The organism is Streptomyces sp. NRRL S-31 (genome assembly GCF_000718775.1).
Taxonomy (GTDB): Bacteria; Actinomycetota; Actinomycetes; order Streptomycetales; family Streptomycetaceae; genus Streptomyces.
This window is the reverse complement of the sequence record NZ_JOCB01000100.1, coordinates 23,851-48,188: the sequence shown is the minus strand read 5'-3', so window position 1 is coordinate 48,188 and position 24,338 is coordinate 23,851. Positions and strand designations below refer to the sequence as shown.

20 protein-coding genes and 1 other RNA gene are annotated in these 24,338 nt (G+C 72.7%); 17 read left to right on the top strand and 4 right to left on the bottom strand.

What is annotated here, in order from left to right:
- A partial coding sequence (locus IF37_RS0131250; protein WP_030750205.1) for an FHA domain-containing protein occupies positions 1 to 775 on the bottom strand: 775 nt, incomplete at its 3' end.
- 438 nt (positions 776 to 1,213) lie between these two features.
- Here IF37_RS0131250 and IF37_RS0131245 point away from each other — a divergent pair.
- From IF37_RS0131245 to IF37_RS0131230, 4 genes are all read left to right on the top strand, one after another.
- Positions 1,214 to 2,938 (top strand): serine/threonine-protein kinase, encoded by a 1,725-nt coding sequence (locus IF37_RS0131245; RefSeq protein ID WP_030750202.1) that lies wholly within the window; start codon positions 1,214 to 1,216, stop codon positions 2,936 to 2,938.
- A gap of 111 nt (positions 2,939 to 3,049) precedes the next feature.
- Positions 3,050 to 4,279, top strand: coding sequence for a serine/threonine-protein kinase (locus IF37_RS0131240; RefSeq protein WP_030750199.1), 1,230 nt, complete (start codon positions 3,050 to 3,052; stop codon positions 4,277 to 4,279).
- An 86-nt stretch (positions 4,280 to 4,365) separates the two neighbouring features.
- Complete coding sequence (prfB, locus tag IF37_RS0131235; RefSeq protein ID WP_030750196.1) at positions 4,366 to 5,472, top strand: peptide chain release factor 2; 1,107 nt, start codon at positions 4,366 to 4,368, stop codon at positions 5,470 to 5,472.
- Positions 5,473 to 5,767: 295 nt separating this feature from the next.
- The gene (locus tag IF37_RS0131230) at positions 5,768 to 6,778 is read left to right on the top strand and encodes a hypothetical protein (RefSeq protein ID WP_030750193.1); all 1,011 of its coding nucleotides are present in this window, start codon (positions 5,768 to 5,770) and stop codon (positions 6,776 to 6,778) included.
- A 94-nt stretch (positions 6,779 to 6,872) separates the two neighbouring features.
- Here IF37_RS0131230 and IF37_RS0131225 read toward each other — a convergent pair whose 3' ends face one another.
- Entirely contained in the window at positions 6,873 to 7,073 is a 201-nt protein-coding gene (locus tag IF37_RS0131225; protein WP_030750190.1) for a hypothetical protein, read from the bottom strand.
- Between the two features lie 263 nt (positions 7,074 to 7,336).
- On the opposite strand from IF37_RS0131225, the gene ftsE reads away from it, so the two are divergent.
- The 5 genes from ftsE (at position 7,337) to ssrA (ending at position 11,268) form a co-directional block, all read left to right on the top strand.
- The gene (gene ftsE / locus IF37_RS0131220; protein WP_030348507.1) at positions 7,337 to 8,026 is read left to right on the top strand and encodes a cell division ATP-binding protein FtsE; all 690 of its coding nucleotides are present in this window, start codon (positions 7,337 to 7,339) and stop codon (positions 8,024 to 8,026) included.
- A 36-nt stretch (positions 8,027 to 8,062) separates the two neighbouring features.
- Positions 8,063 to 8,980, top strand: coding sequence for a permease-like cell division protein FtsX (gene ftsX, locus IF37_RS0131215; RefSeq protein WP_030750187.1), 918 nt, complete (start codon positions 8,063 to 8,065; stop codon positions 8,978 to 8,980).
- A 68-nt stretch (positions 8,981 to 9,048) separates the two neighbouring features.
- Positions 9,049 to 10,230, top strand: a complete 1,182-nt coding sequence (locus IF37_RS0131210; protein ID WP_173457044.1) for a S41 family peptidase — start codon at positions 9,049 to 9,051, stop codon at positions 10,228 to 10,230.
- Between the two features lie 56 nt (positions 10,231 to 10,286).
- A complete protein-coding gene (smpB, locus tag IF37_RS0131205; RefSeq protein ID WP_030750182.1) occupies positions 10,287 to 10,766 on the top strand; it encodes an SsrA-binding protein SmpB in 480 nt (159 codons plus the stop codon).
- 133 nt (positions 10,767 to 10,899) lie between these two features.
- Positions 10,900 to 11,268: a transfer-messenger RNA gene (ssrA, locus tag IF37_RS41275) on the top strand.
- A 135-nt stretch (positions 11,269 to 11,403) separates the two neighbouring features.
- Here ssrA and IF37_RS0131200 read toward each other — a convergent pair.
- Positions 11,404 to 12,582: an MFS transporter gene (locus IF37_RS0131200; protein ID WP_052845472.1), complete on the bottom strand. Its 1,179-nt coding sequence runs from the start codon at positions 12,580 to 12,582 to the stop codon at positions 11,404 to 11,406.
- A gap of 168 nt (positions 12,583 to 12,750) precedes the next feature.
- On the opposite strand from IF37_RS0131200, the gene IF37_RS0131195 reads away from it, so the two are divergent.
- Entirely contained in the window at positions 12,751 to 13,731 is a 981-nt protein-coding gene (locus IF37_RS0131195) for a LysR family transcriptional regulator (RefSeq protein WP_030750176.1), read from the top strand.
- A 96-nt stretch (positions 13,732 to 13,827) separates the two neighbouring features.
- On the opposite strand, the gene IF37_RS0131190 is transcribed toward IF37_RS0131195, so the two are convergent.
- Positions 13,828 to 14,157 carry a hypothetical protein gene (locus IF37_RS0131190; protein WP_030750174.1) on the bottom strand — a complete coding sequence of 110 codons (330 nt, stop codon included), beginning with the start codon at positions 14,155 to 14,157 and terminating at the stop codon, positions 13,828 to 13,830.
- 246 nt (positions 14,158 to 14,403) lie between these two features.
- Here IF37_RS0131190 and IF37_RS0131185 point away from each other — a divergent pair, with 246 nt between their 5' ends.
- The 7 genes from IF37_RS0131185 to IF37_RS0131155 all read left to right on the top strand — a co-directional run bounded on the left by IF37_RS0131185 (position 14,404) and on the right by IF37_RS0131155 (position 24,017).
- Positions 14,404 to 15,774, top strand: a complete 1,371-nt coding sequence (locus tag IF37_RS0131185) for a NarK/NasA family nitrate transporter (protein ID WP_030750171.1) — start codon at positions 14,404 to 14,406, stop codon at positions 15,772 to 15,774.
- Positions 15,775 to 15,861: 87 nt separating this feature from the next.
- Complete coding sequence (locus IF37_RS0131180) at positions 15,862 to 17,013, top strand: uroporphyrinogen-III synthase (protein ID WP_030750166.1); 1,152 nt, start codon at positions 15,862 to 15,864, stop codon at positions 17,011 to 17,013.
- Between the two features lie 346 nt (positions 17,014 to 17,359).
- Positions 17,360 to 17,953, top strand: coding sequence for an ABATE domain-containing protein (locus IF37_RS0131175; protein WP_030750162.1), 594 nt, complete (start codon positions 17,360 to 17,362; stop codon positions 17,951 to 17,953).
- 116 nt (positions 17,954 to 18,069) lie between these two features.
- Positions 18,070 to 18,654 (top strand): sigma-70 family RNA polymerase sigma factor, encoded by a 585-nt coding sequence (locus IF37_RS0131170; RefSeq protein ID WP_030750159.1) that lies wholly within the window; start codon positions 18,070 to 18,072, stop codon positions 18,652 to 18,654.
- A gap of 62 nt (positions 18,655 to 18,716) precedes the next feature.
- Complete coding sequence (locus tag IF37_RS0131165; protein ID WP_030750156.1) at positions 18,717 to 19,484, top strand: anti-sigma factor; 768 nt, start codon at positions 18,717 to 18,719, stop codon at positions 19,482 to 19,484.
- Between the two features lie 350 nt (positions 19,485 to 19,834).
- The gene (locus tag IF37_RS0131160; RefSeq protein ID WP_030750153.1) at positions 19,835 to 22,204 is read left to right on the top strand and encodes a UvrD-helicase domain-containing protein; all 2,370 of its coding nucleotides are present in this window, start codon (positions 19,835 to 19,837) and stop codon (positions 22,202 to 22,204) included.
- Positions 22,205 to 22,601: 397 nt separating this feature from the next.
- Positions 22,602 to 24,017 (top strand): NAD-dependent malic enzyme, encoded by a 1,416-nt coding sequence (locus IF37_RS0131155; RefSeq protein ID WP_030750150.1) that lies wholly within the window; start codon positions 22,602 to 22,604, stop codon positions 24,015 to 24,017.
- Positions 24,018 to 24,338: the final 321 nt, after the last annotated feature.

The following is a 24,338-nucleotide window of genomic DNA, read 5'->3' as shown; positions in this document are numbered from 1 at the left end:
CCCCGGCCCCGCCCGGACCGCCCGCGCGGGCCGGCGAAGCACCGCCGAAGGCCCCCGCGCCCGGCGACGGCGCGTCCTGCGCGCCCGGCGCGGCGCCGTCCCCGAGGGCGACCCGTACGCAGCCCTCGCCGTCGGGCACCGTCCGGACGCGTATCCCGGGCCCGCCGGACGGGGTGACCCGCAGGGCGGACTCGCCGATCCGCAGCAGCCCCCCGGCGGGGAACCGCACCGGACGGTCGGTGACCTGCCTGCCGTCCAGGGAGGTGCCGTTCGTGGAGCCGAGGTCGGCGACCGAGACACGGCCGTCCGCGCCGACGGTGACCGCGCAGTGCAGGCGGGAGACGTCGGGGTCGTCCAGCGGGACGTCGGCGTCGGCGGAGCGGCCGACGGTGATCCGGCCGCCGTGCAGCAGGTGGACCCCGCCCGCGTCCGGGCCCGCGACCACGTGCAGCCGGGTCGGGGCCTCGTCCAGCTCGGGGTGGGGCTCCGCGGCCGCCGGGGCGCCCAGGGACAGCACGGCGCCGTCGACCAGCGGCGGTTCGCCGAGCGTGCACCGGCGCGGGTCGAGCCGCTCGGCGTCCGCGTACAGCACCACGGAGGCACCGCCGGCCTCCCGTCCCGCGCCGCTCTCCCCGGTGACCGCCGCGGCCAGCGCCGACGCGACCGCGGCCAGCTCCGTGCCCGCGGGCGCCGTGACCAGCACGTCGCGGAACGCGGCGCGGTCCCGCTGCGCGGGCGGGCCGAGCGGGTCTACGACGGTCAGCCGGATCTGCATCGGCGTCAGCGGTCCCTTCTGCGCGGGTCTGCGCGGGCGCGGACTTCCCCCCACCCCGCACGAGCACGTCGGCCAGCGGCCACCGGAGCCGTGCCGGCGGGCTGCTGGAGGCATCCTCGCACCTGCCACTGACAACGCGCCCCGGACCCGGGCAGAAGTGATCTTGATTGGTCGGCTCTGCCCCCAAAAGTGCCTGACCGATACGCCACCGGCGATCAGTTGAGATCGGTCACGTCCGGTTCCGGCAACCACCGGCCCGCGACGCGCGTCTTTCCGTCGAACCCCCCGGAAAACGCCTCGAAGATGCCCGGGAACACGTACGTAGCGCCCGGAAACCCGGCACTACAGTGGGTCGGAACAAGACCGGAATGCAGCCGAGCGACCAACAGCAGGCAGCAATCGACAGCAAGCAGCAACAAGCAGCAGGGAGCGCGTGACGTGCGGCCAGTCGGCAGCAAGTACCTGCTTGAGGAGCCGCTCGGACGCGGCGCCACAGGCACCGTCTGGCGTGCCAGCCAGCGCGAGACCGCGGGCGCCGAGGCGGCCGTGCCCGGCCAGCCGGGGGAGACGGTCGCGATCAAGGTCCTCAAGGAGGAGCTGGCGAGCGACCCGGACATCGTGATGCGCTTCCTGCGCGAGCGCTCCGTCCTGCTCCGGCTCACCCACCCGAACATCGTCCGGGTCCGCGACCTGGTCGTCGAGGGCGACCTGCTGGCCCTGGTGATGGACCTGGTCGACGGCCCAGACCTGCACCGCTACCTGCGCGAGAACGGGCCCCTGACCCCGGTCGCCGCCGCACTCCTGACGGCGCAGATCGCCGACGCGCTCGCCGCGAGCCACGCCGACGGCGTCGTCCACCGCGACCTGAAGCCCGCCAACGTGCTGCTCATGCAGCGGGGCGGTGAGATGCACCCGATGCTGACCGACTTCGGCATCGCCCGCCTCGCCGACTCCCCGGGCCTGACCCGCACCCAGGAGTTCGTCGGCACGCCCGCGTACGTCGCCCCGGAGTCCGCCGAGGGCCGTCCGCAGACCTCCGCCGTCGACATCTACGGCGCCGGCATCCTGCTGTACGAGCTGGTCACCGGCCGTCCGCCGTTCTCCGGCGGCAGTGCCCTCGAGGTCCTGCACCAGCACCTGAGCGCCGAGCCGCGCCGCCCCTCCACCGTCCCGGAACCGCTGTGGACGGTCATAGAGCGCTGCCTGCGCAAGAACCCCGGGGAGCGGCCGAGCGCCGAGAACCTCGCGCGCGCCCTGCGGGTCGTCGCCGAGGGCGTCGGCGTGCACGCGAACGCCGCGCAGATCGCCGCGGCCGAGGGCGTCGGCGCCCTCCTCGCGCCCGACCCGGACCCGGCCGCCGTCCCGGACGTGCCCGGCGCGGCCGACCCGACCCAGGTGCTGCCGACGAACGCGCCGCAGGGCGCGTACGACCCGAACGGCGCCACCAGCGTGCTCCCGCACACCGGCGGACCGGCCGGCGCCGCCGACCCCACGGCCGTGCTGCCGCACACCGGGGCCGCGGACCCCACCGCCGTCCTGCCGCCCGTCCCGCCGGGCCGGTACGGGCAGCAGGACCAGGGCCAGGGCCGCGACGAGGGGCAGCAGCCCGAGCAGCCGCACCCCTGGCAGTCCCAGCTGCGGGCCGCCCGCGACCGCAACGAGCAGACGCAGGTCCAGTACCTGGACCCGGACGAGGACCCGCTGCGCCGCCGCCCCCAGCGGCAGGTCGCGCCCCGGCCCCAGCAGCAGCCCCGTCCGGCCCCTCAGCCCCGCCCGCAGCAGCCCCAGCCGCGCGGCCGGCAGGGCGCGCAGCAGGCTCCCGGCCACGGCTACCCGCAGCAGCAGCCCCAGCGGTACTCCACCCCGCAGCCGCAGCAGTACGCCCCGCCGGCCCCGCCCGAGCCGCGACGGCCCGCGCGCGAGCCCCGCGAGCCCCGCCGGCGCGGCGCCAACCCGATGAAGATCCCCGGGCTGGGCTGCCTCAAGGGCTGCCTGTTCACGATCGTCATACTGGTCGTGGCGAGCTGGCTGATCTGGGAGCTGACCCCGCTCCAGGACTGGATCGGCACCGGCAAGGGCTACTGGGACCAGCTGAGTGACTGGGCCGGCACGGTGGGCGGCTGGATCAAGGACCTGGGCGGCTCGTCCGGCAGCGGAAACTGATCGCCGGTTCAGGGATTTGTCGACATCTGCCGGGTGATTTCCGCCTCCCCGGTGAAGGCCGGCTCGTCGGACGCGTAGTTTTGGCGACAACACGCTTCTGTAGGAGCAGTCTTGGCACGGAAGATCGGCAGCCGGTACACCGCGCACCAGATCCTGGGGCGGGGCAGTGCCGGGACGGTGTGGCTGGGCGAGGGACCGGACGGCCCCGTCGCCATCAAGCTGCTGCGCGAGGACCTCGCCTCCGACCAGGAACTCGTCGGGCGCTTCGTGCAGGAGCGCACCGCGCTGCTCGGCCTGGAACACCCGCACATCGTCACCGTGCGGGACCTCGTGGTCGACGGCAACGACCTGGCCCTGGTCATGGACCTGGTGCGCGGCACCGACCTGCGCACCCGGCTGGAGCGGGAGCGGCGCCTCGCGCCCGAGGCGGCCGTGGCGATCGTCGCGGACGTCGCCGACGCGCTGGCGGCGGCGCACGCGGCCGGGGTCGTGCACCGCGACGTCAAGCCGGAGAACGTCCTCCTCGACATGCGGGGCCCGCTCGGCCCCGGTGGCGCCCACCCGGCGCTGCTCACCGACTTCGGCGTCGCCAAGCTGATCGACTCGCCGAAGCGGACCAGGGCCACCAAGATCATCGGCACGCCGGACTACCTGGCCCCGGAGATCGTGGAGGGGCTGCCGCCCCGGGCCGCCGTGGACATCTACGCGCTGGCGACGGTCCTGTACGAGCTGCTGGCCGGCTTCACGCCCTTCGGCGGCGGGCACCCCGGCGCGGTGCTGCGGCGGCACGTCACCGAGACGGTCGTACCGCTGCCCGGCATCCCCGAGGAGCTGTGGCAGCTGCTGGTGCAGTGCCTGGCCAAGGCGCCCGCCTCCCGGCTGCGCGCCTCGGAGCTGGCCGCGCGGCTGCGCGAGCAGCTGCCGATGCTGGCCGGGATGCCGCCGCTGGACGTGGACGAGCCGGGGCCCGCCGACGAGGAGGCTGCGGAGCCGGCACCGGTCGCTCCGTCCGGCGAGGAGCCGGTACGGCGGCGGGGCGCGGTCTCCCTGGTGCCCGGCGCCAAGCCGGACTCCAACCGGGACACGCACACCTCGATGCGGGTGCCGGGCCCGGACGAGCTGGCCGGCGGAGCCCACGGGACCGCCCGCGCCCCCCGGGCCGCCGGCGCCCCCCGGCCGGGCTCGGCCCGGCACCGGGCCACGGTGCGGCGGCGCCGGATCACCCTCGGCGTGGCCGGGGTGGCGGTGGCGGCCCTCGTGGGCGTCGGAGCGTGGTTCGCCTCGGCCGACGGTGACGACGACCGGCCGGCGCCGGCCGACCACAGCACGTCGGCCCCCTGATCCGACCGGGGGCCGCCGGGCGGGCCGCCGCGGTGCCGGGCACCGTCCGGCCCGGGTCGCTTGCCACAGCCGTTACGCTGGAAGGCGTGGCAGTCGTCGATGTATCCGAAGAGCTGAAGTCCCTCTCCTCGACCATGGAGTCGATCGAGGCCGTCCTGGACCTCGATGCGTTGAGGGCACAAATCGCCGTGCTTGAGGAGCAGGCGGCGGCCCCGTCCCTGTGGGACAACCCGGACGAGGCACAGAAGATCACCAGCAAGCTCTCCCACCTCCAGGCCGAGGTCAGGAAGGCGGAGGGGCTGCGCGGCCGCATCGACGACCTCGCGGTCCTCTTCGAGATGGCCGAGGAGGAGGACGACCCGGACACCCGCGCCGAGGCCGAGGCCGAGCTGGCGTCCGTGAAGAAGGCGCTGGACGAGATGGAGGTCCGCACCCTCCTGTCCGGCGAGTACGACGCCCGTGAGGCGCTCGTCAACATCCGCGCCGAGGCCGGTGGCGTCGACGCCGCCGACTTCGCCGAGAAGCTCCAGCGCATGTATCTGCGCTGGGCCGAGCAGCGCGGCTACAAGACCGAGCTGATCGAGACGTCGTACGCCGAAGAGGCCGGCATCAAGTCGACCACCTTCTCCGTCCAGGTGCCGTACGCCTACGGCACCCTCTCCGTCGAGCAGGGCACGCACCGGCTGGTGCGCATCTCGCCCTTCGACAACCAGGGCCGCCGCCAGACGTCCTTCGCCGGTGTCGAGGTGCTGCCCGTCGTCGAGAAGTCCGACCACGTCGAGATCGACGAGTCCGAGCTGCGGATCGACGTCTACCGGTCCTCCGGCCCGGGCGGCCAGGGCGTCAACACGACCGACTCCGCGGTCCGCATCACGCACCTGCCCACGGGCATCGTGGTCTCCTGCCAGAACGAGCGCTCGCAGATCCAGAACAAGGCCACGGCGATGAACGTGCTCCAGGCCAAGCTGCTGGAGCGCCGTCGCCACGAGGAGCAGGCCAAGATGGACGCCCTCAAGGGCGACGGCGGCAACTCCTGGGGCAACCAGATGCGTTCGTACGTGCTGCACCCGTACCAGATGGTCAAGGACCTGCGCACCGACTACGAGGTGGGCAACCCGGAGGCCGTGTTCAACGGCGAGATCGACGGGTTCCTGGAGGCCGGCATTCGCTGGCGCAAGCAGCAGGAGAAGTAACTTTGTCGACATGACAACTGCCGTCCGGTGGGCGGCAGTTGTCATTTGTCTGGGTTTTACATCACACTCACAGGCTTCCATTCCCCGCAAAAACCTCCCCGGCGGACATCGCACCCGCAATGCCCTTGACGTTGCTTTGAAAAATGGGAAGGGTGAGGCGCGGCATGCGTAATTGAGGGGCGCATGTGAACCGGGGGATCGAGTTGACGCCACTTCGTCACCAGCTGCCTCCGTCGATCACGGCACGCCCCACGCGACGCCCATTGACGAAACAGCTACTGGGGGTAGCAACCATATGACGAAGAAGACGCGGATCCGGGTCGCGCGGATAGCCGCCGGCGCCGTGATCGCGGCCGGTGCGTCGCTGACGGCTGCCGGCGCGGCTTCCGCCCTGGACCTCGACGTCCAGGCGGGGCCGATCAGCCTGGGCGTGAGCGGCGTCGGCGCCGACGGCGGCAACACCGACGGCGGCGAAGGCTGCCCGATCGCCGTCTGCACCGACGGCGGCACGGACGGCTCCGGCGGTGCCGCTGCCAGCGGCGGCGACGCCTCCACGGGTGGTGACGCCTCGACCGGTGGCGACGCCTCGACCGGTGGCGACGCTTCCACGGGTGGTGACGCCTCGACCGGCGGTGACGCCTCCATCGGCGGCGACGTCACCATCGGCGGTGTCATCGGTGGCGACAGCGGCACCGACGGCGGCAACGGCAACGGTGGCAACGGCACCGACGGCGGTAACGGCAACGGTAACGGTGGTAACGGCACCGACGGCGGTAACGGCAACGGTAACGGTGGTAACGGCAACGGTGGCAATGGCACCGACGGCGGTACCGGCACCGATGGCGGTAACGGCACCGACGGTGGCAATGGCAACTCCGGCGGCAACGGTAACGGTGGTACCGGCACCGACGGTGGTACCGGCACCGATGGCGGTAACGGCACCGACGGTGGCAACGGCAACTCCGGCGGCAACGGTAACGGTGGTACCGGCACCGATGGCGGTACCGGCACGGACGGCTCCACCGGCTCCGGCACCTCCGGCAGCACCGGTGACAGCGGTTCCACCGGGGGCAACCACTCCATCCCCGACGGCGGCAACAACACCGTTCCGCAGGCCGAGGGCTCGTCGGCGCTGACCGACACCGGCTCCGACACCACGGTCCAGGGCGGTGACAAGCAGCTCGCCGAGACCGGTGCCGGCCAGACCGCGTTCCTGCTCGTCGGTGCCGCGACGATGATCGCCGGCGGCATCGGCTTCCGCGTGCTGCCGCGTCTGGTCAACGGCCGGGGCGGCGCCACCGCCTGAGCGTGACCCCACGCTCACGCACCGCGCGCAGAGCACAGACGTGAGGGCCCGGAGCCTGGCGCTCCGGGCCCTCACGGCGCTTGTCAGGGGCTTCTCACACGGTCTGGTGCGCCAGCAGCGCCACCGCCGCGATCAGCACCGCCAGCAGCGCGATCAGCGCCATCGGGTTCAGCCCGTTCAGGCCGCCGAAGAAGCCCTGCTGCTGTAGACGCTCGCGGTTGGCACGGCACACCGGGCACCGGCCCTCGCTCACGGGCGCCGCGCAGTTCGCGCACACCAACCGGTCGTACGTCATGCGCTCGCCCTCCTCGCACCGGTCATCACTCGTACAACGCCGCCGGGACCGAGAACGTTCCCCGGCGTTCCCGTCGTCCTTCGTGTCCCTTCCACTGTGCCAGGTTCCCGCGGAGCGTGCGCGGGGCCCCCGGCGGGAGGGTGTGCGGACAAGGGCCGGTACAAAAACGTACAAGTCTTGCCAACCTCAACCTGCGACTGCACTTGCACACCCGGTTCGCGTATGGTCACGCTCATCTACCCCCGGCGACCCGTGGTGCATCCGTGATCCGATTCGACAACGTCTCCAAGGTCTACCCCAAGCAGACCCGCCCCGCACTCAGAGATGTCTCCCTGGAGGTGGAGAAGGGGGAGTTCGTCTTCCTCGTGGGGTCCTCCGGCTCCGGAAAGTCCACCTTCCTGCGGCTCCTGCTCCGCGAGGAGCGGTGCAGCCACGGCCAGGTGCACGTCCTGGGCAAGGACCTCGCGCGCCTGTCCAACTGGAAGGTGCCGCAGATGCGCCGCCAACTGGGCACGGTCTTCCAGGACTTCCGGCTGCTGCCGAACAAGACGGTCGCGGAGAACGTGGCCTTCGCGCAGGAGGTCATCGGCAAGTCCCGCGGCGAGATCCGCAAGTCCGTGCCGCAGGTGCTCGACCTCGTCGGGCTCGGCGGCAAGGAGGACCGGCGGCCCGGCGAGCTGTCCGGCGGTGAGCAGCAGCGCGTCGCCATCGCGCGCGCGTTCGTCAACCGCCCCAAGCTGCTGATCGCCGACGAGCCCACCGGCAACCTCGACCCGCAGACCTCCGTCGGCATCATGAAGCTGCTCGACCGCATCAACCGGACGGGCACCACCGTCATCATGGCGACGCACGACCAGAACATCGTGGACCAGATGCGCAAGCGCGTCATCGAGCTGGAGAAGGGCCGCCTCGTCCGCGACCAGGCCCGCGGCGTCTACGGCTACCAGCACTGACCGCCCCCAGTTCCCGAAAGGCCTGAAGAACCCGCCATGCGCGCCCAGTTCGTCCTGTCGGAGATCGGTGTCGGTCTCCGCCGCAACCTGACGATGACGTTCGCCGTCATCGTCTCCGTCGCCCTGTCCCTGGCCCTGTTCGGCGGTTCGCTGCTGATGAGCGACCAGGTGAGCACCATGAAGGGTTACTGGTACGACAAGGTCAACGTCTCGATCTTCCTGTGCAACAAGCACGACGCGGAGAACGACGTCCACTGCGCCAAGGGCGCGGTCACCGAGGACCAGAAGAAGCAGATCCTCGCGGACCTGAAGAAGATGCCGGTCGTCGAGAACGTGACCCAGGAGTCGCAGGACGAGGCGTACAAGCACTACAAGGAGCAGTTCGGCAACTCCCCGCTGGCCGGTTCGCTCACCCCGGACCAGATGCAGGAGTCGTACCGGATCAAGCTCAAGGACCCGCAGAAGTACCAGGTGATCGCGACCGCCTTCAACGGCCGCGACGGCGTGCAGTCGGTGCAGGACCAGAAGGGCATCCTGGACAACCTCTTCCAGCTGCTCAACCTGATGAACCGGGGCGCGCTCGGCGTGATGGCGATGATGCTGATCGTCGCACTGCTGCTGATCGTCAACACGGTGCGCGTCTCGGCGTTCAGCCGTCGGCGCGAGACCGGCATCATGCGCCTGGTCGGCGCCTCCGGCTTCTACATCCAGGCGCCGTTCATCGCCGAGGCCGCGGTCGCCGGACTCATCGGCGGCGGCCTGGCCTGTGTCGCCCTCGTGGTCGGCCGGTACTTCACCATCGACCACGGCATGGACCTCTCGCACAAGCTCACGCTCATCAACTTCGTCGGCTGGGACGCGGTGTTGACCAAGCTGCCGCTGATCCTCGCGACGAGCGTGCTGATGCCCTCGCTCGCGGCCTTCTTCGCGCTGCGCAAGTACTTGAAGGTGTGACGCACACCAAGAAGGGCCGTACGGGCATCAGCCCGTACGGCCCTTCGCGTTGTCCTAGACTCACGGCCATGTCAGGCAGTGATCCGTCCCGTCAGCCCCGCCGCGCCCGTCGCGGGGCCGCCCTGACATTGGTCTTCGCCGGCGTGCTGGTCGCCGGTGCCGCCACCGGCTCCTTCCCGGAGGCCGCCGCCCCCGCGCGGAAGGCCGCCGGGCAGACGGACCCCGCCGCCCGGCACGAGGCCGTCGAGAGGGCCGCCGCCGAGGCGATGGCCGCCGGCAAGTCCCCGATGGAGGCCGCCGAACGGGCCGTCAGCCGCAGCGGGGACCGCTGGGCCGCGGTCTACTCCGAGGACGAGTACGAGGAGTTCCAGGACGCGCTCGACGGCCGGTACACCGGTGTCGGCCTGTGGGCGCGACAGCGGCCGGACGGCCGGATCGAGGTCACCCGGGTGCAGCCGGGCTCGCCCGCCGACGACGCCGGCATCCGCACCGGCGACCGGCTGCGCAGCGTCGACGGCAGCGGGACCGACGGCCGGCCGGTGACCGAGGTGATCTCCCTGCTCCGCGGTGACGCGCTCCACGGCGGCTCCGCGGGCGCGGCGGCCGGTACGACGGTCACGCTCGGCCTCCAGCGCGGCGGGCGCGCGTGGACCGAGACCCTGCGCCGGGCCAGGCTGTCCACCGACTCCGTGACCGTGCGCCGGCTGCCCGACGGCGTGACCGTGCTGAAGGTCTCCGCGTTCACCAAGGGCACCGCCGGAGCGGTCCGCGCGGCCCTGCGCACCGCCCCGGCCGACGGCCGCACCGTCCTGGACCTGCGGGGCAACTCCGGCGGCCTGGTCGGCGAGGCGGTGGACACGGCCTCCGCCTTCCTGGACGGCGGCCTGGTCGCCACCTACGACGTCGACGGCGAGCAGCGCGCCCTGCACGCGGGCCCGGACGGCGACACCACCCGGCCCCTGGTCGTCCTCGTCGACGGCGGCACCATGAGCGCGGCCGAGCTGCTCACCGGCGCCCTCCAGGACCGGGGCCGCGCGGTGGTGATCGGCTCCCGCACCTTCGGCAAGGGCTCCGTCCAGATGCCGACGAAGCTGCCCGACGGCTCGGTGGCCGAGCTGACCGTCGGCCACTACCGCACTCCTTCCGGGCGCACGGTCGACGGCCGGGGCATCACTCCCGACCTGGAGGCGGGGGCCCGGGCGCTGGAGCGGGCCGAGACGGTCCTGGCCGGCCTCGGCGACCCGTCGTAGCCACCGGTAATCCGCTGTACTCGCACCCCCTGCCTGGTGCGAAAATGGTCGGCACTATGGCTAAGGAAAAAGGGCGCAAGCTGATCGCGCAGAACAAGAAGGCGCGGCACGACTACCACATCCTCGACACCTACGAGGCCGGTCTGGTCCTCACCGGCACCGAGGTGAAGTCGCTGCGCCAGGGTCGGGCCTCGCTGGTGGACGGCTTCGTGCAGCTGGACGGTCACGAGGCCTGGCTGCACAACGTGCACGTCCCCGAGTACAGCCAGGGCACGTGGACCAACCACAGCGCCCGCCGCAAGCGGAAGCTGCTGCTGCACCGCACGGAGATCGACAAGCTGGAGTCGAAGTCCCAGGAGACGGGTCACACGATCGTGCCCCTCGCCCTGTACTTCAAGGACGGCCGGGCGAAGATCGAGATCGCCCTCGCCCGGGGCAAGAAGGAGTACGACAAGCGCCAGACCCTGCGCGAGAAGCAGGACCGGCGGGAGACGGACCGGGCGATGGCGGCGGTGCGCCGGCGGCAGCGCGGCTGAGCCGGCAAGGCCGCGGCGCCGGACGCGCCACCACGGCCCGCACACCGGGAGGAATACGGTGGCACGGGCGGGCGTTGTTCACGTACGATGGCATCGCACCTCACAGTGGGTGCGCACCTTGAGAAATCAACATGGGGATGATCGGTTTCGACAGCGGCTGTCGAAGCAGGGGAAGCGTGTCGAGGAAGCGGCCATGATCTCGTAAACCACAGGCCGAAAACAATAATCGCCAACACCAAGCGCGATTCCTTCGCCCTCGCTGCCTAAGTAGCGACTCGCGAAGTGTCAGCCCGGGGCTGTTCCCGACCCGGATCCTGGCATCAGCTAGGGGACTAAACCTTGATCCCGGTCACGGGGTGAAGAGGGAAATCAAACAGTGACTGAGCCCGTCGGCGACTTGTTCGCGTGATCGCCGGGGCTGAGAAAAGCACAGCGGACTGCACACGGAGAAGCCCTGGTTCCGCACCGTTGGACGCGGGTTCGATTCCCGCCATCTCCACGATCGGGAGGCTCCCGAGCCTCCTTCACCCATGTGGGCGAAGGCCCCGCAGCGACCGAGCTGCGGGGCCTTCGTCATGCCCGGGCTTCCGTCAGGCCCGCCCGGCCCGGACCTCGGCGATGTCGGACGCGTCGCGGGTCACGCCTGCCGGTGGGCCGGCCTGCTCCGCCGCGCGCCGACGCGCCCCACGGCCTCCGACGCCAACCGGACCAGCAGCGCCGAGACGGCCGCCGCCACCGGCACGGCGAAGGCGGTGACGGGGGAGAGGTGCTCCGTCGCCCAGCCGCCCGCCGCCGAGCCGCACGCGATGCCGGCGAGCAGCCCGGTCACCATCAGGCTCATGCCCTCGTTCAGCCGGTCGGCCGGGGTGCGCCGCTGCACCAGGGACATCACCGTCACCATGGTGGGCGCGGTCGCCATGCCCGCGACCAGCAGCGCACCGGCCAGCACCAGGAGCGAGCCGGCGCGGGCCGCCGCCCACGGCAGCGCCATGAGGACGGCCATCGCGGCCAGGCAGCGGGTCAGCCGGGGACCGGCCGGCCGCAGCGCCCCGTACGCCAGCCCCGCCGCGCACGAGCCGGCCGCCTGGAGGGCGAGCACGGCGCCCGCCGCCGCGCGCCGCCCCCACGCGTCGGCGCAGGCGATCGTGACGACCTCCATCGAACCGAACACCGCGCCGGTCGCCACGCAGCAGGTCAGCAGCGCCGGGACGCCCCGGGCGCGCAACGGCGACGGCGCCTTCGAACGGGCCCGCGGCGGCGGCTCGGTCGCCCGCTGGGCGGTGAACAGCACCATCCCGGCCAGCAGCAGCACCGCCCCGGCGAGGGTGCCCGCCTCCGGGAAGAACGTCCCGGTGAGGAAGGAGGCGAGCACCGGCCCGAGCATGAAGCACAGCTCGTCCGCGGCCTGCTCGAACGCGTTCGCCGCGTGCAGCGCGCCGGGATCGTCCCGCAGCAGATGGGCCCAGCGGGCGCGGGACAGGCCGCCGATGTTGGGGGTGGCCGCGGTGCCGGCGTAACCGGCGAACAGGGTCCAGTCGGGGGCCTCCCAGCGGACGCACAGCAGCAGCGCGAGGCTGCCGAGCACGGAGACGACCGTGGCCGGCAGCGCGACCCGGGCCTGTCCGTGCCGGTCGACCAGCCGGGCCAGCCAGGGACCGGCCAGCGCGGTGGCCGCCAGCCCGGTCGCGGTGACGGCGCCGGCGAGGGCGTACGAGCCCCGGGAACCGGCGATCATCACGACCGCGCTCACGCTGAACATGCCGGTGGGCAGGCGGGCCAGCAGGTTGCCGGCGGTGAAGGCGCGGGCGCCGGGCAGGGCGAGGAGACGCCGGTAGCCACCGGTGCGCGGTCGTCCGGTCCGGGTCCGTCTCGGGCTCTCCCGTGTGGTCTGTCGTGGCACGGGTCAACGGTCACAGGAAGCGGATCACCCGGTCCAACACCTGCCGGACGCCGATTGACGCACTGGCGTTGTAAGTTCGCCGTCATGCCCGCCCCCGCCGTCCACCCGGACCCCCGCCTGCTGCGCGCCTTCGTCGCCGTCGCCGAGGAACTGCACTTCACCCGGGCCGCCGCCCGCCTGTACATCGCCCAGCAGGCACTCAGCCGGGACGTACGGCGGCTGGAGCGGGAGCTGGGCGCCGAACTGTTCCTGCGGACCACCCGGCAGGTCTCCCTGACCTCCGACGGCGAACGCCTGCTGCCGCTGGCACGCCGGGTCCTCGCCGCCCAGGACGACCTGCTCGCCGCGTTCGCCGCCGGCCAGGCCCGCCCGCTGCTGGTCGACGTCAACACGGCGGGCCTGGGCACCGGCGGGCGCGTGCTGCACCGGGCGCGGCGGCTCGCCCCCGACTGCGAACTGATGGCCCGCTACGAGAGCGGTCTCACCGGGGCCGCCGCCGAACTGCTGGCCGGTCGCCTGGACGCCTCCTTCGGCCGCTTCGCCGGTCTGGACCCGGCCCTCCGCGCCGGCCTGGAGCAGCAGCCGGTGCGGTACGAGCCGATGGCCGTGGTGCTGCCCGAGGACCACCCGCTGGCGGCCTCGGCCGAGGTGCCGGTGTCCGCGCTGGCGGGGGAGACGGTGTACGCCGGCGCCGGCAATCCGGGCACCCGGGAGTGGACCGACCTGGCCCGGCGCCTGTTCGAGCCCCGGGGCGTCCGGCCGGCCCCGCCCGCTCCGGTGGCCGTCGGGCGGGAGGAGTCCGGCCGCGTCCTGGCGAAGACCGGGAACCCGGTGCTGGCCGTCGTCGACTTCCCGGCCCTGCCCGGCACGGTACGGCGTCCCCTCGTCGACCCGGTCCCGCTGTCGCCCGTCTCCCTGGTGTGGCGCAAGGGCCTGACCCACCCCGGGCTGACCGCGCTGCGCCGGGCGGCGGCCGGGATCGCCCGGGCGGAGGGCTGGCTGCGGCGGCCGGCCGGCGGATGGCTGCCGGACGCGGACGAGGAGGTGATGAGCGCCCGCGCATGACGGCGACCCGCCGCCGCTACCGCTACCGGCCGGGCGGAACCGCGCGAACGCTCCCGGCCGGGCGGAACCGCGCGCCCGCTTCCGGCCGGGCGGAACCTAGCCCGGGTGGGCCACCGCCTCCTTCTGCAACTGGACCGCGGCGAGCAGGCTCAGACCCGGCTCGGCCTGGCGCAGTGCCTTGATGGCGGCGACGGAGGCGACGTCCCCGGTGAATCCGACGCCGGCCAGCCGGGCCCGGACCCAGTCGGCGCGCAGTCGTCCCTCGCCCGCACCGGCGGTGGCACCGGCGAGCGCGACGGCCCGCTCCAGCCCCGGCCTCTCCTCCTCCGAAGCCCCGGCCAACGCCTCGCGCAGTGCCGCCACGATGACGTCGGAGTCCCTGATGACCAGCACGCTGTCGTGCGTGCGTCCCGCGAATCCCCTCATACGGGTCATGGTGTCCGCAGGACGTCGCCGCCTTCACCCCACTTGAGGAGTTCCAGAGCTTTGTCCGCCGCGCGGGCCCCCCTCACCGGCCGCCTCACCGGCCCCCTCACCGGCCGCCCCGTGGCCGAGTGAGAGCAACGTTCCCTTCCGGTCACCCGCGGCCACAGGCAGGAAACGCGTCGTCCCTACCGTCGGGCTGAAGTCAGTGGTCGGCAGACCGAGCCGCCGGAGCACCGTGGAGGCGTGATGACAGCCCCAGCCCCAACCCGTCGCAGTGGCCGCTGGATCGAGCGCTGGGACCCGGAGGACGTGGCGTTCTGGAAGGCGACCGGGGAACGCACCGCCCGCCGCAACCTGTGGTTCTCCGTGCTCAGCGAGCACATCGGCTTCTCCGTCTGGACCCTGTGGTCCGTGCTGGTCCTGTTCATGGGCCCGGAGTACGGCCTCACCCCCGCCGACAAGTTCCTGCTGACCTCGGTGGTCACCCTGGTCGGCGCGGTGGTCCGGGTGCCGTACACCTTCGCCGTGGCGGTCTTCGGCGGCCGGAACTGGACGGTCCTCTCCGCCGGGCTGCTGCTCGTCCCGACCATCGCCGCGTTCCTCGTCATGGAGCCGGGGACGTCCTTCACCACCTTCCTGCTGGTGGGCCTGCTGGCCGGTATCGGAGGCGGCAACTTCGCCTCCTCCATGACCAACATCAACGCCTTCTTCCCGCTGCGCGAGAAGGGCTGGGCGCTCGGGCTCAACGCGGGCGGCGGCAACATAGGGGTGCCGGTGATCCAGCTCGTCGCGCTCTGGGTCATCGGCGCGGGCGGCGGCCCGCGCGTGCTGCTCGGCATCTACATCCCGCTGATCGTCGTGGCCGCCGTGTGCGCCGCGCTGTTCATGGACAACCTCGCCTCGGTGCGGACCGACACCGGCGCGGCCGTGGACGCCGCGAAGGACGCCCACACGTGGATCATGGCGCTCCTCTACGTCGGCACCTTCGGCTCGTTCATCGGCTACAGCTTCGCCTTCGGCCAGGTGCTGACGAACCAGTTCGGCCGGACCCCGCTCCAGGCGGCGTACCTCACCTTCATCGGCCCGCTGCTCGGCTCCCTCGTCCGGCCGGTCGGCGGCCGGCTCGCCGACCGCTTCGGCGGCGCCCGCATCACCCTGTGGAACTACGTGGGCATGGCCGTCGCCACCGCCGTGCTCATCGCGGCCGGCCTGCGCGGGTCGCTGCCGCCGTTCGTGGCCGTCTTCGTGGTCCTGTTCATGCTCAGCGGCCTCGGCAACGGGTCGACGTACAAGATGATCCCCGGCATCTTCCAGGCGAAGGCGCTGGCCAGGGGGCTGGAGGGGGAGGCGGCCGTCGCCCACGGCCGGCGGCTGTCCGGCGCCGCCATGGGGCTGATCGGCGCGGTCGGCGCGCTCGGCGGCGTCGGCATCAACCTCGCCTTCCGGCAGTCCTTCCTCGCCTACGGCTCCGGCACCGGCGCGTTCGTCGCCTTCCTCGCCTTCTACGGCGTCTGCTTCGCGGTCACCTGGGCCGTGTACGTCCGCCGTCCGGCCCGGCGGGTGACGGCCACTGCGGCCCCGGAGGGCAAGAAGCGGCTCAGCCATGCCGAGGTGTGAGGGAACACCGGTGACATAGGGTCTAACCGAGTCCGTCACGCGGTGTTGACAGGCTCGATCGGCGTGCCGGTCAGCGAGGAGAGCCTCATGTACGACGAAGAGCAGCAGCCCGAGCACGGTCCCCTCGCCGGATTCACGGTGGGGGTCACGGCCGCGCGCCGGGCCGACGAGCTGGGCGCCCTGCTCCAGCGGCGCGGCGCCACCGTCCTGCACGCGCCCGCCCTGCGGATCGTGCCGCTCGCCGACGACGGCGAACTGCTCGCCGCCACCAAGGAGATCATCGACCAGGTGCCGGACGTCGTGGTGGCCACCACCGCGATCGGCTTCCGGGGCTGGGTCGAGGCCGCCGACGGCTGGGGCCTCGGCGAGCTGCTGCTGGACCGGCTGCGCGGGGTACGGCTGCTGGCCCGCGGCCCGAAGGTCAAGGGCGCGATCCGCGCGGCGGGCCTGACCGAGGACTGGTCGCCCTCCTCGGAGTCCCTGGCCGAGGTGCTCGACCGCCTCCTGGAGGAGGGCGTCGACGGCGACCGCATAGCCGTCCAGCTGCACGGCGAGCCCCTGCCCGGTTTCATCGAGTCGCTGCGGGCCGCCGGGGCCCAGGTGCTGCCGGTGCCGGTGTACCGCTGGATGCCTCCCGAGGACCTCGGTCCCCTGGACCGGCTCCTCGACGCGGCCGTCGCCCACGGGGTGGACGCCCTGACCTTCACCAGCGCCCCCGCCGCGGCGTCCCTGCTCTCCCGCGCGGAGGACCGCGGCCTGCTGGCGGAGCTGCTCTCCGCCCTGTCGCACGATGTCCTGCCGGCCTGTGTGGGCCCGGTCACCGCGCTCCCGCTCCAGGCCCGCGGGGTGGACACGGTCCAGCCGGAACGCTTCCGCCTGGGCCCCCTGGTACAGCTGCTGTGCCAGGAACTCCCCACCCGGGCGCGGTCGTTGCCGGTCGCCGGTCACCGGATGGAGATCCGCGGCCATGCGGTCCTGGTCGACGGCGACCTGAGGCCGGTCCCCCCGGCCGGCATGGCCCTCCTGCGCGCGCTGTCCCGCCGCCCCGGCTGGGTGGTGCCCCGCGCCGACCTGCTCCGGGCGCTGCCCGGCGCGGGCCGCGACGAACACGCCGTCGAGACGGCGATGGCCCGCCTCCGCACGGCCCTCGGCACGCCGAAGCTGATCCAGACGGTGGTGAAGCGGGGCTACCGCCTCTCCCTCGACCCGGCGTCGGACGCCAAGTACGCGGACGCGTAGCCCTGCCGGGCCGGTCCGCCGACCCGTGGCTCCCTCGGGCGTACCCGGGCCGTGGTGCCGGCCGTCGTCCCGGTTCCGTGCGGGTACGCCGTTCGGGTCCGTGCCGGAGCGCCGTCCGTGCCGGAGCGCCGTCCGTTCCGGGCGGGAACGTCACCGGGCTTCGGACGAGGACGTCTCCGGGTTCCGGGCGGGCGTGCCGGGCGGTTCCGTCAACGGGGCCGGTAAGGGGGGTTCCGGCGCATCCTCCGGGCGGGCACTGTGGGAGGGGCGGGGCGCGGGGCGGGGTCCCCGTCCGCACGGCGGCCACACGATCCCGCACCGTTTCTGCCTAGGCGGTGACCGGCACATGGCACTCGTTGGCGCCACGCCCGCGTACGAGCCGCGGTTCGACGCGGGCCGGGTGTGTCTGGACCTGCTCGCCACCCGGCACCCACGCGAACGCCTGGACGGTGTGGGGGCGTTGTGCGCGTGGATCGGGGGGGCCGGGCTGGTGCCGGCCGGCACGCCGCTCGGGCACGCCGACGGGTCCTGGCCGGCCGCCTTCCGGGAACTGCGGTGCGGCATCGGGCTCCTGGTGCGGGGCGTGCTGGGCACCGAGACACCGGCGTGCGGGCCCGCGCTCGGGCGGGTCAACGAGGTCGCCCGGGCCGCGACCCCGGTCCCGCTCGCCGTACCGGGGCGGGACGGCACCCTGGTACGGGAACTGGCGGCACCGCCCGGCTGCGCCGCGCTGCTCGCCGTGATCGCGCGGGACGCCGTGGAACTGGTCACCGATCCCGTCGCGCGGACCGCCGTACGGGAGTGCGAGGGCGACAACTGCCCCCTGGTGTACCTGGACACCTCCCGCGGACGGCGCCGCCGCTGGTGCTCCAGCGAGGTGTGCGGCAACCGGGAGCGGGTCGCCCGGCACCGGCGGCGGGCCGCGCTCAGCCGGGCCTGAAGGACCGCGGCGGGAAGCCGCCCCGGGAAATGCGCCACTTGCGGTTTGAACACCCGGCGACCCCGGTCCGTACGGGTGGGCGAGCGACCGACTGGGGGAACCCCCGGACACCGGAGGTGGGCGTGCGCAAGGATGCGGCCGTGGCCAATGAACGCGGAGCGAAGGCCCGACATCGCATGTCCCCCCAGCCCTCGGAGCCGGACGAGGAGTTGATGCGCGCGCTGTACCGGGAACACGCCGGCCCCCTGCTCGCCTACGTTCTGCGGCTGGTCGCCGGTGACCGGCAGCGCGCCGAGGACGTCGTACAGGAAACGCTCATCCGTGCCTGGAAGAACGCCGGTCAGCTCAATCGGGCGACCGGTTCGGTACGCCCCTGGCTGGTGACGGTCGCACGCCGCATCGTCATCGACGGCCACCGCAGCCGGCAGGCCCGGCCGCAGGAGGTCGATCCGTCGCCGCTGGAGGTCATCCCCGCGGAGGACGAGATCGACAAGGCGCTGTGGCTGATGACGCTGTCGGACGCGCTCGACGACCTGACCCCGGCCCACCGGGAGGTGCTCGTCGAGACGTACTTCAAAGGGCGTACCGTCAACGAGGCGGCCGAGACACTGGGCATACCCAGCGGGACGGTGCGTTCCCGGGTGTTCTACGCCCTGCGGTCGATGAAGCTGGCACTGGAGGAGCGGGGGGTGACGGCGTGATGAGCAGCGGATACGGGGGAATGCAGGGATTCGGACCGGGAGGTCCGGGTATGTCTGGCCCCATGAGCCCCAGTCAGGGACCCCCGGTGCCGAGCGAGCACGAGACCGTCGGCGCCTACGCCCTCGGCATCCTCGACGACGCCGAGGCGACCGCCTTCGAGGCGCACCTGGCCGGCTGCGAGTGGTGCGCCCGGCAGCTGGACGAACTGGCCGGGATGGAGCCGATGCTCGCCGCGCTCGCGGACCTGCCGGGCTCCGGCGGCACCCCCGCGATCGGTGACTCGCTGTCCGCCCGGCCCGCTCCGCGACTGGTGGAGAAGCTGGTCGACGAGGTGGCCGAGAGCCGCGCCCGCAAGCGCCGGCGCGGCTTCTACCTGGTCGCGGCGGCGGCCGCGCTGATCATCGCCGGGCCGCTGGCCGCGGTCGCGGTGGACGGCGGCTCGGACGGGGACGGCCGGGTCACCGCGACGCCGGCCCAGGCGACGTTCCGGACGATGCCCGACAAGAAGTCCGCCACGGACGCGGCGACGCACGTCAGCGCGACCGTCGCGCTGGCCCCGAAGGACTGGGGCACCCAGGCGGTGCTGGAGCTGAAGAACGTCAAGGGCCCGCTGAAGTGCTCCCTGGTGCTCGTCGCCAAGAACGGGCAGCGCGTGACCATGTCGTCGTGGTCGGTGCCGGACTGGGGGTACGGCATGCCGGACGCCACGAGCGAGAACGCCAGGAAACCGCTGTACATCGGCGGAGCGGCGGCCTTCCAGCCGAACGAGATCGACCACTTCGAGGTGGTGACGTTCGAGGGGAGGAAGCTGGTGCAGGTGGACGCTTAGGCCCTGTCGTCAAACTCCCGCCTGCCTCGCGACGCCATGCACGCTCCCCCACTGCCTTAAGGGCGTGGGAGGTGCCCCCACTCGCCGCACCGGGTCCCGACCCAAGTACGTCCAGTACGAGGGACGGGGCCCGGCACTCCCCCAGCCTTCGGCCGGGGGGACCCCCAGAGCACGCACCTGACGCCGCGAGGCCCGCCCTCCGGGCGGACGGCGGGAGTTTGACGACAGGACCTAGGACACACGTACCCCGGAGCGGCGCTCCCGGGCGCCGCCAAGTCGCCGTCCCGTAGCTTTGACGGGTCCCCTTCGCGTACGGTTGACGGCTGCCCAGCACGTCAGAAGGGGGCCCGGTGGCCGCTCAGGTTCAGCAGTCCGCGGTCGGCTCGGTACACGACGCACCCGATTCCGTCCGTGACCGAGAGATCAGCGTCGAACAGGAACACCTGGACCGGGTGTACCGGCGGCTCGAGGAGAAGATCCACGAGGCCGAGTTCCTCATGCACGACGCGGCCCAGCGCGGCCAGGTCGGCACCCCGGGCGCGCTCGCCGAGCGGGACGCCCAGGTCTTCCGGGCCGGCGTCCACCTGAACCGGCTCAACAACGAGTTCGAGGACTTCCTCTTCGGCAGGATCGACCTGCTGCGCGGCAAGGACGGCAAGAAGGGGCCCGACGGCGCCTACACGGCGGTCGAGCCGGCCGAGGGGGCCGTGCGGTCCGACAACACCGCCGACATCGCCGAGACCCTGCACATCGGCCGCATCGGTGTCCTGGACCAGGACTACTCCCCGCTGGTCATCGACTGGCGGGCGCCCGCCGCCGCGCCCTTCTACCGGGCCACGCCCGTGGAGCCGGGACGGGTGGTGCGGCGCCGGGTGATCCGGTCCAAGGGGCGCCGCGTGCTCGGTGTCGAGGACGACCTGATGCGGCCGGAGCTGACGGCCTTCCTCGACGGCAGCGAGCTGCCCGTCATCGGCGACGGCGCCCTGATGGCCGCCCTCGGCCAGGCCCGCGGCCACACCATGCGGGACATCGTCTCGTCCATCCAGGCCGAGCAGGACCTGGTCATCCGGGCCCCCGCCGCCTCCGTCACCTACGTCGAGGGCGGCCCGGGCACCGGCAAGACGGCCGTCGCCCTGCACCGCGCCGCCTACCTGCTCTACCAGGACCGCAGACGCTACGCGGGCGGCATCCTGATCGTCTCGCCGACCCCGCTGCTCGTCGCCTACACCGAGGGCGTGCTGCCCTCGCTCGGCGAGGAGGGCCAGGTCGCGATCCGCGCGATCGGCTCCCTGGTCGACGGTGTGGAGGCGACCCTCTACGACTCTCCGGCCGTGGCCCGCGCCAAGGGCTCGTACCGGATGCTCAAGGTGCTGCGGAAGGCCGCCCGGGGCGCCCTGGAACTGGGACCGGCGCTCACCGGAGCGGCCGTCGCCGACGACGACGCCGACGACGACGGGCCGCGGACGCCCGACGGGCCGCCGTCCCGCCTGCGGGTCGTCGCCTTCGGACGCCGGCTCGAACTGGAGGCCGACGAGCTGGAGCACGTCCGCCGTACCGCCCTCGGCGGCACCGCGCCCGTCAACCTGCTCCGCCCGCGCGCCCGCAAGCTGCTGCTGGACGCCCTGTGGGCCAAGTCCGGCGGCGCCACCCGGCACAGCGACCCCGAACTGGCCGCCGAGCTGCGCTCGTCCTTCGACGAGGACGTCACCGGCGAGGACTCCTTCATCGGTTTCCTGAACGCCTGGTGGCCCGAGCTGACCCCGAAGGCCGTGCTCGCCGCCATGGCCGACGAGAAGCGGCTCGGCCGCTGGGCCCGGCGCGTCCTCAACCCCGGCGAGGTCCGCAAGGTCGCCCGCTCGCTGCGCCGGGACGGCTCCTCCGTGCACGACATCGCCCTGCTCGACGAGCTCCAGGCGATCCTCGGCGCGCCCGCCCGGCCCCGCCGGAAGCGTGAGCTGGACCCGCTGGACCAGCTCACCGGCCTGGAGGAGCTGATGCCGGTGCGCGAGGAGTCGCAGCGCGAGCGGGCCGAGCGGCTGGCGCAGGAGCGCACCGAGTACGCGCACGTCATCGTGGACGAGGCGCAGGACCTGACCCCGATGCAGTGGCGCATGGTCGGCCGGCGCGGCCGGCACGCCACCTGGACGGTGGTCGGCGACCCGGCGCAGTCCTCCTGGTCCGACCCGGACGAGGCGGCCGAGGCACGCGACGAGGCGCTCGGCACCCGGCCCCGGCGCCGCTTCCAGCTCACCGTGAACTACCGCAACCCGTCCGAGATCGCCGAGCTGGCCGCCCGGGTGCTGGCCCTCGCCATGCCCGGTTCCGAGGCGCCGCGCGCGGTCAGGTCCACGGGGGTCGAGCCGCGCTTCACGGTCGTACGGGACTCGCTGGAGGCGACCGTGCGGTACGAGGCCGAGCGGCTGCTCGCCCTGGTGGACGGCACGGTCGGCGTGGTCGTGGCGATGAACCGGCGCGAGGAGGCCCGGCGCTGGCTGGCCGGACTGGGCGACCGGGTGGTGGCGCTCGGCAGCCTGGAGGCGAAGGGCCTGGAGTACGACGCGACGGTCGTCGTCTCCCCGGCGGAGATCGCCGACGAGTCACCGGCCGGGCTGCGGGTGCTGTACGTGGCGCTGACCAGGGCCACCCAGCAGCTGACCGTGGTCTCGGGGGAGCGGGACGAGCCGGACACGGCGGGCGTTCCGGATCTGCTCAGGGACTGATCGCAGTGAACTCGGCGCAGGGGGAATGGCTTCCCGCAGACGTTTGTTAGCCTGGGTGTGGCACCGGCCCGATCCAAGCCCCCGGGCCCAACCTTCGTCGCTACGAGCGACCACTTGCCGCGAGGCGAGCATGGCGGGTCGGTGTCATGAACGTGGAGGCCCACGTCACGGATGTGACGTGGGCCTCCTTCTTTGTTCCGGAGGGCCCTTTCCACTCTCGACTGTTTCTCGTATGGTGGAAGTAGTTTTCCGAAAATGCGTATCCAGATGCGTATCAAGTGCAGACGCTCGCGTGAACAAAACGTCCGCAACCCAGGGCGGCTACCGCGTACTCGGCGGTAGGTGCGACGATCGGACGGCACAACTCGCGACACGGTGAAAGCAGAGGAAGTCGGCCATGGCAACGGCGCCCAGCGTCTCCTACTCGATGACGATCCGGCTGGAGGTGCCCGCGAGCGGAACGGCCGTCTCGCAGCTCACCACCGCCGTGGAGTCCTCCGGAGGCTCGGTCACCGGCCTCGACGTCACCGCGTCCGGCCACGAGAAGCTCCGTATCGACGTCACCATCGCGGCCTCCTCGACCGCGCACGCCGACGAGATCGTCGAGAAGCTGCGCGGCATCGAGGGCGTCACGCTGGGCAAGGTCTCCGACCGTACGTTCCTGATGCACCTCGGCGGCAAGATCGAGATGGCGTCGAAGCACCCCATCCGCAACCGTGACGACCTCTCCATGATCTACACGCCGGGTGTGGCCCGCGTCTGCATGGCGATCGCCCAGAACCCCGAGGACGCCCGCCGCCTCACCATCAAGCGCAACTCCGTTGCGGTCGTGACGGACGGTTCCGCCGTGCTCGGCCTCGGCAACATCGGCCCCAAGGCCGCGCTGCCCGTCATGGAGGGCAAGGCGGCCCTCTTCAAGCGGTTCGCCGGCATCGACGCCTGGCCGCTCTGCCTGGACACCCAGGACACCGACGCGATCGTGGAGATCGTCAAGGCGATCGCGCCCGGCTTCGCCGGCATCAACCTGGAGGACATCTCCGCGCCGCGCTGCTTCGAGATCGAGGCCCGGCTGCGCGAGGCCCTCGACATCCCCGTCTTCCACGACGACCAGCACGGCACCGCCATCGTGGTGCTCGCCGCCCTGACCAACGCGCTGCGCGTCACGGACAAGGCGATCGAGAACATCCGGGTCGTCATGTCCGGCGCCGGCGCCGCCGGTACGGCCATCCTGAAGCTGCTGATCGCCGCCGGCGTCAAGAACGCCGTGGTCGCCGACATCCACGGTGTCGTGCACGCGGGCCGCGAGGACCTGGTGGACGCCCAGGCCGACTCCCCGCTGCGCTGGATCGCCGACAACACCAACCCCGAGGGCCTGACGGGCACCCTGAAGGAGGCCGTCCGCGACGCCGACGTCTTCATCGGCGTCTCGGCCCCGAACGTCCTGGACGGCGACGACGTGGCGGCCATGGCCGACGACGCCATCGTGTTCGCGCTCGCGAACCCGGACCCCGAGGTCGACCCGGCGATCGCCCGGCAGACGGCGGCCGTCGTGGCCACCGGCCGCTCCGACTTCCCGAACCAGATCAACAACGTGCTGGTCTTCCCGGGCGTCTTCCGCGGTCTGCTGGACGCCCAGTCCCACACGGTGAACACCGAGATGATGCTCGCCGCCGCGCACGCCCTGGCCGACGTGGTGACCGAGGACGAGCTGAACCCGAACTACATCATCCCCAGCGTCTTCAACGACAAGGTCGCGGGCGCGGTCGCCGGGGCGGTCCGGGAGGCCGCCAAGGCGGCCGGCGTGACCGCCTGAGTCCGGCGTGACGCACGGTGCGGGGGGCTGTGAGGATCACCACGGCGGCCCCCCGCCCCGGCGCGTCGTGGAACCGGCGGATGCCGGGCGCGCTCTAGGGTGACGGCCGAGCGGGCGCTTTTCGTGTGACTCCCCAGGGTGTTCTCACGACTCCTACGGGTGCCGGATTGGCTTTCCCGCCGCAGGTAGGGGCAGGATGCTCCCTCAGGGACTCCGTCCCCCGGGGGCACCCGCAAGGGCGCGAGCGCATCGGCATCGCAGTGCCTCGGGCGGCTCCGCCGCCGTGGCACACCCCAACGGCAAGAAAGACACGGGAGTAAC

Excerpts from the sequence above, each read along its gene's own strand:
- smpB (WP_030750182.1), top strand. The coding sequence starts at position 10,287 with ATGGCTAAGGAAAAAGGGCGCAAGCTGATCGCGCAGAACAAGAAGGCG.
- IF37_RS0131165 (WP_030750156.1), top strand. The coding sequence starts at position 18,717 with ATGAGCCCCAGTCAGGGACCCCCGGTGCCGAGCGAGCACGAGACCGTC.
- IF37_RS0131185 (WP_030750171.1), top strand. The coding sequence starts at position 14,404 with ATGACAGCCCCAGCCCCAACCCGTCGCAGTGGCCGCTGGATCGAGCGC.
- IF37_RS0131180 (WP_030750166.1), top strand. The coding sequence starts at position 15,862 with ATGTACGACGAAGAGCAGCAGCCCGAGCACGGTCCCCTCGCCGGATTC.
- IF37_RS0131175 (WP_030750162.1), top strand. The coding sequence starts at position 17,360 with ATGGCACTCGTTGGCGCCACGCCCGCGTACGAGCCGCGGTTCGACGCG.
- IF37_RS0131230 (WP_030750193.1), top strand. The coding sequence starts at position 5,768 with ATGACGAAGAAGACGCGGATCCGGGTCGCGCGGATAGCCGCCGGCGCC.
- IF37_RS0131225 (WP_030750190.1), bottom strand. The coding sequence starts at position 7,073 with ATGACGTACGACCGGTTGGTGTGCGCGAACTGCGCGGCGCCCGTGAGC.
- IF37_RS0131190 (WP_030750174.1), bottom strand. The coding sequence starts at position 14,157 with ATGAGGGGATTCGCGGGACGCACGCACGACAGCGTGCTGGTCATCAGG.
- IF37_RS0131155 (WP_030750150.1), top strand. The coding sequence starts at position 22,602 with ATGGCAACGGCGCCCAGCGTCTCCTACTCGATGACGATCCGGCTGGAG.
- ftsX (WP_030750187.1), top strand. The coding sequence starts at position 8,063 with ATGCGCGCCCAGTTCGTCCTGTCGGAGATCGGTGTCGGTCTCCGCCGC.
- IF37_RS0131210 (WP_173457044.1), top strand. The coding sequence starts at position 9,049 with ATGTCAGGCAGTGATCCGTCCCGTCAGCCCCGCCGCGCCCGTCGCGGG.
- IF37_RS0131195 (WP_030750176.1), top strand. The coding sequence starts at position 12,751 with ATGCCCGCCCCCGCCGTCCACCCGGACCCCCGCCTGCTGCGCGCCTTC.